Origin of the sequence: Nocardia araoensis NBRC 100135, assembly GCF_000308435.1 — a bacterium.
Taxonomy (GTDB): Bacteria; Actinomycetota; Actinomycetes; order Mycobacteriales; family Mycobacteriaceae; genus Nocardia; species Nocardia araoensis.
In genome coordinates, this window is sequence record NZ_BAFR01000004.1 from 42586 (window position 1) to 54713 (window position 12128).

7 protein-coding genes are annotated in these 12128 nt (G+C 69.1%); 6 read left to right on the forward strand and 1 reads right to left on the reverse strand.

Features of this window, described 5'->3' with window-relative positions; translation table 11 throughout:
• The first annotated feature begins 239 nt into the window (after positions 1-239).
• From ON21_RS37800 to ON21_RS01220, 5 genes are all read left to right on the forward strand, one after another.
• Entirely contained in the window at positions 240-2381 is a 2142-nt protein-coding gene (locus tag ON21_RS37800) for a DNA polymerase III subunit gamma and tau (RefSeq protein WP_245562408.1), read from the forward strand.
• A gap of 29 nt (positions 2382-2410) precedes the next feature.
• A complete protein-coding gene (locus ON21_RS37805; protein WP_039794442.1) occupies positions 2411-3118 on the forward strand; it encodes a hypothetical protein in 708 nt (235 codons plus the stop codon).
• 318 nt (positions 3119-3436) lie between these two features.
• Entirely contained in the window at positions 3437-4651 is a 1215-nt protein-coding gene (locus tag ON21_RS01210) for an acetyl-CoA C-acetyltransferase (protein ID WP_039794443.1), read from the forward strand.
• 114 nt (positions 4652-4765) lie between these two features.
• Positions 4766-6916 (forward strand): 3-hydroxyacyl-CoA dehydrogenase NAD-binding domain-containing protein, encoded by a 2151-nt coding sequence (locus tag ON21_RS01215; RefSeq protein ID WP_039794445.1) that lies wholly within the window; start codon positions 4766-4768, stop codon positions 6914-6916.
• A 114-nt stretch (positions 6917-7030) separates the two neighbouring features.
• Positions 7031-8131 (forward strand): esterase-like activity of phytase family protein, encoded by a 1101-nt coding sequence (locus ON21_RS01220; RefSeq protein ID WP_083880337.1) that lies wholly within the window; start codon positions 7031-7033, stop codon positions 8129-8131.
• Here the strand turns inward: ON21_RS01220 and ON21_RS01225 are convergent.
• The gene (locus ON21_RS01225; RefSeq protein WP_051020146.1) at positions 8128-8610 is read right to left on the reverse strand and encodes a MarR family winged helix-turn-helix transcriptional regulator; all 483 of its coding nucleotides are present in this window, start codon (positions 8608-8610) and stop codon (positions 8128-8130) included. The genes ON21_RS01220 and ON21_RS01225 overlap by 4 nt on opposite strands.
• A gap of 421 nt (positions 8611-9031) precedes the next feature.
• On the opposite strand from ON21_RS01225, the gene ON21_RS01230 reads away from it, so the two are divergent.
• On the forward strand, positions 9032-12128 hold a 3097-nt coding region (locus tag ON21_RS01230), incomplete at its 3' end, for a serine/threonine-protein kinase (RefSeq protein ID WP_039794446.1).

A 12128-nucleotide genomic window follows, 5' to 3' on the forward strand; every position in this document is an offset into this window, starting at 1 on the left:
ATCGGGGTCCGAGTCCATCTTTTCCGGGCGTGGCGGGGTGTCTCGGCGGGTGCGTCCGGTATTCCCACGTGCAGCATGGACGATAGCTCCAAGATTGCTATCATGCATATCCTGGGCGGTCCACGAAGAAGGCGCTGCGCATGTTGTGACTTGGATCACATCAATTGCGGCCTCTTGATCGCCGGCCGGGGCGGTAGGCGGGAATGTGCATTGTCGGTGGTCGCCGGTAACCTCTGGCCGTGGCTCTGTACCGGAAGTACCGACCGGCAACGTTCGCTGAGGTGGTGGGTCAGGAGCACGTCACCGACCCGCTGAGTACCGCGCTCGACACGGGGCGGATCAGTCATGCCTATCTGTTCTCCGGTCCGCGCGGCTGCGGCAAGACGTCCTCGGCGCGCATTCTCGCCCGGTCGCTGAACTGCGTGCAGGGGCCCACATCGACGCCGTGCGGCACCTGCCCGTCGTGCGTGGCGCTCGGGCCGGGCGGCCCGGGCAACCTGGACGTGATCGAACTCGACGCCGCGAGCCACGGCGGTGTCGACGACACCAGGGAATTACGGGATCGCGCCTTCTACGCACCGGCGGAGTCCAGGTACCGCGTATTCATCGTCGATGAGGCGCACATGGTGACCACCGCCGGATTCAACGCGCTGCTCAAGATCGTCGAGGAGCCGCCTGCTCACCTGATCTTCATCTTCGCCACCACCGAGCCGGACAAGGTGCTGCCGACCATCCGTTCGCGCACGCATCACTATCCGTTCCGGCTGCTGCCGCCCGCCACCATGCGCGGACTGCTCGGACGGATCTGCGAGCAGGAGCACGTGCCGGTCGAAGAAGCGGTGTACCCCTTGGTGATTCGCGCGGGTGGCGGCTCGCCGCGCGACAGCCTGAGCGTGCTGGATCAGCTGCTGGCCGGCGCGGGCCCCGAGGGCGTGACGTATGCCCGCGCGGTCTCGCTGCTCGGTGTCACCGACGTGGCGCTGATCGATGACGCGGTCGAGGCACTGGCCGCCGACGACGGCGCCGCGCTGTTCGGCACCGTCGACCGGGTGATGGAGGCGGGCCACGATCCGCGCCGTTTCGCCGTCGACCTGCTCGATCGCTTCCGCGACTTGATCCTCCTGCGCGCGGTGCCCGACGCCACCGAACGCGGTCTGGTCACCGGCCCCGGCGACGTACTCGACCGGATGCGCGACCAGGCCGAGCGGTTGGGTCCGGCCACCTTGACCCGTTACGCCGAACTGCTGCACGAAGGTCTCGGGGAGATGCGCGGTGCGACGGCGCCGCGGCTGCTGCTCGAAGTCGTCTGCGCGCGTATGTTGCTGCCCTCGGTGTCCGACGCGGAATCCGCCACTCTGCAACGGTTGGAACGGCTCGAGCGTGGTCTTGCCGGTGGGTCCTTCGTCCCGGCCTCTGCCGCGTCGTCCGCGCCCGCGCCCGCGCCGTCCTCGGCGGCTGGTTCGCCGTCGGACCCGCCGCGTCGGCGGGGTGCCGAGGCGCTGGCCGCGATTCGTCGCGAGAACCGTGGTCGCTCGGAAGGCGCTGCTGGAACTGGTGGCGCCGGTCCCGAGGGGCCGGTGTCCGACGCGGGATCGTCCGCTGACGCCCAAATCGCTGATGGCTCAGCGCAGGCCGGTGACGGGCCAGGGCACGGTTCGTCCGGCGGTGCGGCAGGCTCCGGCGTTGCGGCGCCGGGTGGTGGACCCCCTGCCGGTGGCGGGGAATACGCAGGTGGCGCGCTGCCTGCCGGTGGTGGGCGGCAGTTCGCGAACTCTACTGCGGGGCCGGAAGGTGGCGCGGAGCCGTTTGCTCCCATCACCGGACCGGACTCTGTTGCTCCGTCCGCCACTGGAGGGGCGTCCTCGGCGGGCGGGCCGAGCGCGACTTCTGGGCCGAGCGCTTCGATGACCGAGACGGCCGCCGCGTCGGGGTCCATGCCAGGGAAGTCCGCGCAGGCTGACGACACCGCGCGCGGTGGGGAAGGCGCAGCAGGAAGCGTCCCCTCCGAAGCCCTTGCCGCGCAGGGCATCAACCAATCCGCAGCACGGCCTGGATCTGCGATGTCGGCGCAGGCGGCGGGACCTTCGGCATCGGGCGCGGAGGCGGGATCGCTCGCCGTCGGGCGTGATCGCCAAGCCGCCGACTCGGCTGCTGCGCGGAGTTCTGCTGCCGGAGCCGACCGCGGGGCCGTGGACCCGGCTGCGACGCCGAATTTCGCTGTCGGCCGTGATCGCGGGACTGCCGACTCGGTCGGCCCAGGTAGCTCTGCGGTCGGGCGGGACGCTCGGGATCGGGCCGACGCACCGGCGCCCCCGCCTCCGCGCCGGAGTCCGCCGCCGGTGCTGCTCCCGTCCCGAGCGGTAATCTGCTGCGCGAAGTAGAAGCAGCCTGGGCGGACATTCGCGCCAAAGTGCGTGAGTTCGGCGCGGCCGTGCAGGCCATGCTCGCCGGTGCGTCGGTCGCTCGGGTGGAGGGCGAGGTCATCGTCTTCGCTCACCAGCACGCGCCGCTGGCCCAGCGCCTGTCCGATCCGCGCAATCTGGAGGCGGTCCGGTCGGCGGTGCGGGCGGTGCTCGGCCGCGACCACGAGGTGCGCTGGGAAGCGGGCGGAGCGGCGCCACGGCCGGCCGCAGCGCCGCGAGCGGGCGGTGCCGCGAACCGGACCCGCGGGCAGGCGGGCGATCAGCCGGGACGTGAATCCGGCAACGCCGCGGGCCGCGGTTCGACCGCGGCCGCGCCACGCTTCTCCCGCCCGAGCCAGGCGAAGAACGCGAACGCCGACAAGGCGGGCGGCGCGGGACGTTCGCGGGCCGGCGGAGCCGACCAGCGCCCGTACCCGGCGGACGACGATATCCCGCCGCCCGACTACCCCGACCTACCCGACGATCCCGGCCCCGCGAACTATCCGCGCTACGACGCCGGGCCGAGTGTGGACGACGCGGCGGCCGACCTGGACCGGGACCGGGCGCGGGTCGTTCCCGCCTCGACCCCCGAAGAGGAGCAGGAGATGATGGCCGCCGCTGCCGATCCGGTGGCTCCGGGCGATCGCCGCGACCCGGACGAGGTCGCTCTCGAATTGCTGAAGACTGAGCTTGGTGCCACACGGCTGGATGGTTGACAACCACCGTTCTCACGACGTTAAGTTAACCGGAGTTCGCACTCCACGGTAGTATGGACGGGTAGCCGGGAGCTTCGGTACGCCGACGTTCTATGGTATGCCCAGGCGTACGGGCGACCGGGCCGTGCGTCCGTCCTTGTCTGCCTGGTTTTGTACAGCGTTAGGAACGGTCGGGCCGGTCGGCGAGGTCAGCCGCAGCCACGCCGCACCCGCGGTGTCGCCGCACACGCAGCGCTCGGACGGACGAACGTCCGGTCGACAGCTCGAGAGCGCTCGGACGAACGAGTCCGGCCGCCCACATTGAGGAAGGAACACTCCATGACCACAGAGGCCTACATTTACGAGGCCATCCGCACCCCGCGCGGCCGTGGCAAGAAGAACGGCTCGCTGCACTCGGTCAAGCCGATCGACCTGACTGTTGGTCTGATCCAGGAGCTGCGCGGCCGCTTCCCGAACCTCGACGAGGACCGGATCTCCGACCTGATCCTCGGCGTGGTCATGCCCGTCGGCGACCAGGGCGCCGACATCGCGCGCACCGCGGTCACCGTGGCCGGGCTGCCCGACACCGTCGGCGGCTTCCAGCTCAACCGTTTCTGCGCCTCCGGCCTCGAGGCGGTCAACCTCGCCGCCCAGAAGGTCCGCTCCGGCTTCGACGACCTGGTCATCGCCGGTGGCGTCGAATCCATGTCGCGGGTGCCGATGGGCTCCGACGGCGGCGCCTGGGCGCTGGACCCGGCCACCAACTACGACACCTACTTCGTCCCGCAGGGCGTCTCGGCCGACCTGATCGCCACCATCGAGGGCTTCAGCCGTGACGACGTGGACGCCTACGCGGTGCGCTCGCAGGAGCTGGCCGCCAAGGCCACCACCGGCGGCTACTTCGCCAAGTCGATCGTCCCGGTCAAGGACCAGAACGGCATCGTCGTGCTCGACACCGACGAGCACATGCGGCCCGGCACCACCGCCGAGGACCTGGCCAAGCTGCAGCCCTCCTTCGCCGTGATCGGTGAGATGGGCGGCTTCGACGCCGTGGCGCTGCAGAAGTTCCACTTCGTCGAGAAGATCAACCACGTGCACCACGGCGGCAACAGCTCCGGCATCGTCGACGGCGCCGCGCTCGTGCTCGTCGGTTCCGAAGAGGCGGGCAAGGCCTCCGGCCTGACCCCGCGTGCGCGCGTGGTCGCGACCGCCACCAGCGGCGCCGACTCGACCATCATGCTCACCGGCCCGACCCCGGCCGCCAAGAAGGCCCTGGCCAAGGCCGGTCTGACCCTCGACGACATCGACCTGGTCGAGATCAACGAGGCGTTCGCCTCCGTGGTGCTGAAGTTCCAGAAGGACCTGAACATCCCGGACGAGAAGCTGAACGTCAACGGCGGCGCCATCGCGATGGGCCACCCGCTCGGCGCGACCGGCGCGATGATCACCGGCACCATGGTCGACGAACTCGAGCGCCGCAATGGCCGCTACGCCCTGATCACCCTGTGCATCGGCGGCGGCATGGGCGTGGCCACCATCATCGAGCGGGTCTGACCCCCAACCGACAGCTGAGAATTCACGCGGCGTGAGCGTCAGGCCCGGAGGCGGCAGCCTGCGTAACCACGTAGGGCCGCGGACGCCGCCAATTCACTTAGGAGACACAGAGCTGTGAGCGAAACCAACATGATCGGTTGGGAGCAGGATTCGGACGGCATCGTCGTGCTGACGATGGACGACCCGAACCAGGGCGCCAACACGATGAACGAGCTGTACAAGAAGTCGATGACGGCCACCGTCGACCGGCTCGAGGCGGAGAAGGACAACATCACCGGTGTCGTCCTGACCTCGGCGAAGAAGACCTTCTTCGCGGGTGGCGACCTGAAGAACATGATGAAGGTCGGTCCGAACGATGCCCCTGCGCTGATGGAGGAGCTCACCGAGATCAAGAGCGCCCTGCGTCGCCTGGAGCAGCTGGGCAAGCCGGTCGTCGCCGCCATCAACGGCGCGGCGCTCGGCGGCGGCCTCGAGATCGCGCTGGCCACCCACCACCGCATCGCGGCGGATGTGCCGGGTTCGCAGATCGGTCTGCCGGAGGCCACCCTCGGCCTGCTGCCCGCGGGCGGCGGCATCATCCGCACCGTGCGCATGCTTGGCCTGCAGAACGCCCTGATGCAGGTGCTGCTGCAGGGCCAGCGCAACAAGCCGGCCAAGGCCAAGGAGATCGGCCTGGTCGACGAGCTGGTCGGCTCGGTCGAGGAGCTGGTCCCCGCCGCCAAGGCGTGGATCAAGGCCAACCCCGAGGCCGGCGTGCAGCCGTGGGACAAGAAGGGCTTCAAGATCCCCGGCGGCACCCCGTCCTCCCCGGCCTTCGCGGCCAACCTGCCCGCGTTCCCGGCGAACCTGCGCAAGCAGATCAAGGGTGCGAACATGCCTGCGCCGCGCGCGATCATGTCCGCCGCGGTCGAGGGCTCGCAGGTCGACATCGACAACGCGTCGCTGATCGAGTCCCGCTACTTCGTGCACCTGCTCACCGGCCCGGTCGCGAAGAACATGATCCAGGCGTTCTTCTTCGACCTGCAGACGATCAACAACGGCGGCTCGCGTCCGAAGGACGTGCCGAAGAAGGAGATCAAGAAGGTCGGCGTGCTCGGCGCGGGCATGATGGGCGCGGGCATCGCGTACGTCTCCGCGAAGGCGGGCTACGAGGTCGTGCTGAAGGACGTCTCGATCGAGGCGGCCGAGCGCGGCAAGAACTACTCCGAGAAGATCGAGGCCAAGGCGCTTTCCCGGGGCAAGACCACCGAGGAGAAGTCCAAGGCGCTGCTGGACCGGATCAAGCCGACCGCGGACGCGGCCGACTTCGCCGGCGTGGACTTCGTGATCGAGGCCGTGTTCGAGAACACCGAGCTGAAGCACAAGGTGTTCCAGGAGATCGAGGACGTCGTCACCCCCGACGCGCTGCTTGGCTCCAACACCTCCACCCTGCCGATCACCGGTCTGGCGACCGGCGTGAAGCGCCAGGAGGACTTCATCGGCATCCACTTCTTCTCGCCGGTCGACAAGATGCCGCTGGTGGAGATCATCAGGGGTGAGAAGACCTCGGACGAGGCGCTGGCCCGGGTGTTCGACTACACCCTCGCGATCAAGAAGACCCCGATCGTGGTCAACGACAGCCGTGGCTTCTTCACCTCCCGCGTGATCGGCACCTTCGTCAACGAGGCGATCGCCATGCTCAAGGAGGGCATCGAGCCCGCCACCATCGAGCAGGCCGGTCTGCAGGCGGGCTACCCGGCCGCGCCGCTGCAGCTGTCGGACGAGCTGAACATGAAGCTCATGCAGAAGATCGCCAAGGAGACCGAGGAGGCCGCCCAGTCCGGCGACACCACCCTCGGCGCCAAGCGGCACCCGGCCCAGGACGTCATCGACTACATGGTGTCCGAAGGCCGTCCGGGCCGCCTGGAAAAGGCGGGCTTCTACGAGTACGACGAGAACGGCAAGCGCACCGGTCTGTGGCCGGGCCTGCGTGAGCACTTCAAGACCACGGCGGACTTCGGTGTTCCGCTGCAGGATCTGATCGACCGCATGCTGTTCGCGGAGGCGATCGAGACCCAGAAGTGTTTCGACGAGGGTGTGCTCACCTCCACCGCCGACGCGAACATCGGCTCGATCTTCGGCATCGGCTTCCCGGCCTGGACCGGTGGTGTGCACCAGTTCATCGTCGGTTACCCGGGTGGCCAGGAGGCCTTCGTGGAGCGCGCCGACTACCTCGCCAAGACCTACGGCGAGCGCTTCGAGGTCCCGGCCTCGCTGCGTAAGTAGTCTCGCGTCGCAACGCAACGGCGAAGCCCGCCATCGCTTTTCGCGGTGGCGGGCTTCCGCCGTTTTCCGGGCCTGTTCACCTCCGCGTCCGTTCGGCGCGATAGGTTGGCAGCCGTGCCGAGACGTAGTCGCCATGTTCTGATCGCCAGTTGCGCCCTCGCGCTCGCATCGGCCCCGGTGGCGGCCGCCGATCCGGTGGGGGCAGCGCCGTCGGTGCGCTTGCTGGGCGAGCAGGTCGTCGCATCGGGCCTGGAGTTCGGAGGCACCACCGTTGGCGGCCTGTCCGGGATCGATTACTCGGCGCGCACCGGTGATTTCGTGCTGATCAGCGATGATCGATCGAACAAGAACCCAGCGCGGTACTACACCGCGCGCTTCGAGGTCGGCGAGCGCGGAGTGGGACCGGTGACCTTCACCGGCACGCGACCCCTTCTGACCGCGGCGGGCGCGCCTTACGCGCCGATGTCGGTGGATCCGGAGGAGATCCGGGTGGACCCGTGGACCGGCGACTACTACTGGACGCAAGAAGGCGAGCGGGACGGCGCCGTGCTGCAAGACCCGTCGGTGCGTATCGCGCACCCGGACGGCTCCTATGCCGGTGAGCTGCCGATTCCGGAGAACGAAAGGATGCGCCCAGGCTCCGGCCCACAGCAGAATCAGGCGCTGGAGGCCGCGACTTTCCTCGCGGGCGGCACATTGTTCGCCACCGCCACGGAAGGGCCACTGCTGCCGGACGGGCCGTCGCCGACCACGACGAGCGGGGCGCTCACGCGAATCACCGTCCAGGCTCGAACCGGGCCTCTGCTCGCCCAGTACGCGTATCCGCTGGACCCGGTCTTCGCCGAGTCGCGGCCGGAGCCGGGCCGCGGCGCGAACGGTATCGCTTCCATCCTCGCCGCCGATCCGCTGGATCCCACCAAACTTCTTGTGCTGGAACGTTCTTTCTCACCGGGCACGCCCAACAAGATCCGCGTCTACGAGGCCGACCTGAGCGCCGCGACCAACATCCTCGATGCCCCGATCGGCGCGGCGCGCCCGGTGACCAAGCGGCTGCTGGTGGATCTCGACGAGGTCGGGCTCAGCGCCGTCGACAACGTGGAAGGCATGACCTGGGGTCCCCGCCTGCCCTCCGGCGAACGGAGCTTGGTCCTGGTCAGCGACGACAATTTCGACAGCCGCCAGATCACCCAGATCATCGCCCTCGCCGTCGCCTAGTCCGTGGGCCGCAGCTCCTCGGCGGCGGCCTGGTACGCGGCGGCCGCCCTGGTGAAGTAGTCGAACAGCACCTCGCGCTGTTCGGGTGGGTAGCCGCCGATGATCTCGGCGATGCGCTGCCGCGCCGGGGCGAGCACCTCGTCGAGATCGGCGGGCTTGCCGATCAATTCGACGATCACCTTGCGGCGGTCGCCCGGGACCGGCGCGCGGCGGACGTAGCCCGCGTCTTCCAGGCGGTCGATCAGCCGGGTGGTCGGGCCGGTGGTCAGGCCGCTGCGCGCGCCGAGTTCGCCCGGCGTCATCGGTCCGGCCAGTTCGAGGATGTTGAGCGCGTAGAGATCGGTGGCGCCCAGATCGACCGCCCGCGCCCCGGCTTGTCCGTGCAGCATGACCGCGCTCAGGTAGCGCCGGTAGACCTCGTGGGCGTCCGAGCGGAGGCCGCGCGCCGCGGGCTCCCGGCCTGGTTCGGATGTGGACACGAGATTCCTCCGCACCTGACGTCTGCTCATCCAAAGATAGTTCGATAGAGAAGAAAGTTCTCTCGAGAAGTAATCTATCATGGCCGGTTACTACCGCGGGACCGGATTCTCCGACGTCACGTGGTTGGCCGAACCCTCTCTGGGTATCCGCTCGTGTGGACCTGACGTGGCGGTGGTCACAACCGAGGGCGACACCTGCAATGGTGAGCGCGAGAGTCCTTTTCGCGCCGGGCGGCCAGTCTCGACCGGCGCGGAACACGCCGACTCGGAACACACCCGACCTGTTCGGAAACGTCACCCGCGTGATACCGCACCGCGCTACGTTGGAGTATGCGCAGGCATATCGGACACCGCGTCCGGCAGCAGGCGCGGAGTTGGTCGCCGATGTCGCCGATTCGATGTGAGTGTTCGAGGTGATCACATGAATCCACAGACGCGTTCGGGCCGGGTGCGCCCGGAAATTCCTGCGGCCGAGGAGAAGACGCAGCGGCAGACGCCTCCCGACATCGCCGACGAACTGGAGGCGATGGGCCTGTCCGGTGCCGTGGAGATCGGCCGCGGTGGATTCGGGGTGGTGTACCGCTGCATCCAGACCGCGTTGGATCGCGTGGTCGCGGTGAAGGTGCTTCCCTCGGAGATCGACCAGGAAAGCCGGGAACGGTTCCTGCGCGAGGAACAAGCCATGGGCAAGCTGTCCGGCCACCCGAACATCGTCGACATCCTCCAGGTGGACGTGACGGCGACCGGAATGCCACTGATCGTCATGCCGTACTGCACGCATGGATCGCTGGAGCAGCTGATTCGCGATCAAGGCCCGTTGACCTGGGCGGATTCTCTGCGAGCCGGCGTCAAGCTGGCGGGCGCCATCGAGAGCGCGCACCGCGCCCGGATTCTGCACCGCGACGTGAAACCGGCGAATGTGCTGCTCAGCGGCTACGGCGAGCCGCAGCTGACGGATTTCGGCATCGCTCGCATCCCGGGCGGGTTCCGCACCTCCAGCAGCATGATCACCGGCTCGCCCGCGTTCACCGCGCCGGAGGTACTCAAAGGCGACGAGCCGACCATCCGCTCCGACGTCTACGGGCTCGGCTCGACGCTGTTCGCCTTGCTCACCGGGCACGCGGCCTTCGAGCGGCAGGCGGGCGAGCGGGTGGTCGCGCAGTTCCTGCGGATCACCACCCAGCCGGTGCCCGATCTGCGTGAACAGGACATTCCGCCGGACGTCGCCACCGTCATCGAACAGGCCATGTCCCCGAATCCACGGGATCGCCCGGCCAGCGCCTACGAGTTCGGCGAAATGCTGCGCACCGTGCAGCGCGGCCACGATCAGCTGCCCGACGAGATGGCGCTGCTGGAGACCCCGCCGGAGCCCGAAACGACCTCCCAAGGCGCCGGCGAACAGACGGTTGTGTGGACGGGACCCCCTCCCGCGGTCACCGCGCGGCGCAGCTGGCCGCTGACGCTACGGCCCGCCGTCTCTCAGCATCCGATGGCGATGCCGACGGCGCCGCCGACGGCCGTGACCAAGTTCCGCCCGCACACGCCCACGCGCGAGCCGATAGCACGGCCACGTCTGCTGGACGTCCTGCGTGCGGGCGGGCGGCGCAGGCTGACGGTGATCCACGCGCCCGCGGGTTTCGGCAAGAGCACGCTGGCCGCGCAGTGGCGCGCCGAGCTCGCCGAGGGCGATGCCGCGGTCGCCTGGATCGGCATCGACCGGGACGACGACAACGAGATCTGGCTGCTGGCTCATCTGATCCAAGCCATCCGCCGGGTGCATCCGGACGTGGGCGCCGGTCTGGACCAGGTGCTGGAGGAGCGGCCCGCCGACGCCGCCGCGTTCGTGATCCCCACCCTCATCGACGAGATCCACGCGGCGGGCAGGACGGTCGTGGTGATCGTCGAGGATTGGCAGCGGATCACCGACGCGGGCGCGCATCGCGCGATGGAGGCCCTGCTCGACAACTGCTGCCACCACCTGCGCTTCGTGGTGACCAGCCGCGAGCAGTCCGGTCTGCCGACCAGCCGCATGCGGGTGCACGACGAACTGGTCGAGATCGGCTCGGCCGCGCTGCGGCTGACCGAAGCGGAAACCCGTCAGATCCTGGTGGAGCGCAACGGATTCGACCTCACACCCGAGCAGGTCACCGAAATCCATACCGCCACCGACGGCTGGCCCGCGGCCATCCAGCTGGTCGGCCTGTCCCTGCGCGGCAACGCCGATCCCGCTCAGTTGATCGCCACCCTCTCCGAGGGCGACCACGGCATTCGCGAATACCTCGCCGAGAACGTCTTGGACACCTTGGAACCGAAGATGCTCGAGTTCCTGATGTCGATCGCGGTGACCGAACGGGTGTGCGGCTCGCTCGCCGCGGCGCTGTCCGGCGAGCCGGACGCCGAACAGCTGCTCGAGCAGGCCGAGCAGCGCGAGCTGTTCCTGCGGCGCATCGAGCACGACCCCGAGTGGTTCCGGATGCAGCCGCTGTTCGCCGAGCATCTGCGGACCCGGCTCGACCGCGTCCACCCCGGGAAGCTGAAGTCGCTGCACCGCAAGGCGTCCCGCTGGTATGCCGAACACCAGCTGCTGCGCAAGTCCGTCGACCACGCACTGGCGGCGACCGACCTGAAGATGGCGCTGGACCTGCTCGAGGGCGGCGGGATGGACCTGATCGACGGGTCCCGCCTCGCCACGCTGCTGGGCAGCGTGTCGAAACTGCCGATGCAGCAGGTGGCCTCGCGCTCGAAGTTGCTGATGGCGGTGGCCAGGGCGAACGTCAACCTGCAGCAGTCCGGCGCGGCACGGAACGCGCTGGGGAGGCTGTCCAACATCCTGGCCCGCGGCTCCACCGGCGACGCCGATGTGCGCGTGCAGCGCTGCCAGGCGGCCGTGCTCGCCGCGTCGGACCAGATCGCGCGCGACCACACCGAGGGCGTGCTGGATCGGATCGCCGACTGCCTGCGCGAGCCGGACGATCTACCCGCGTGGACGGTCTCGACCGCGGCCAACCTGACGTCATTCGTGCGTCTGTGCGTATTCGACTTCGAGGGTGCGCGGAAGATCCAGGAGTGGGCCGAGGAGTACCACGTACGTTCGAAAGACCCGCTCGGCCTGGTGTTCGGCCGCTGCGGCCAAGGCGCGGCCGCCTACGAGCAACTCGACGTGGCCACCGCCACGCGCTGTTTCCAGCAGGCCTGGGACTCCGCACGGGAACGGTCAGGACCCCGCTCGCACGCGGTGCGCGTGGCCGCGGCGCTGCTCGGCGAGATGAGCTACCGCGGAGGCGATCTGGCCACCGCCGGCCGGCTGCTCGACGAAAGTCACGAGCTGGTCACCCGGGTCGGTCCGGTGGACTTCCTGATCTCGACCTTCGTGGTCGGCGCCCGGGTCAAGGCGGTCGAGGGCGATCTGTTCACCGCGGCCACGCGGCTGGACGAGGGCGCGCGCATCGCCGCCGACAACCGGTTGCCCCGGCTGGCCGCGCACATCAGGGCCGAACGGCTGCGCCTGGGCATGCCGC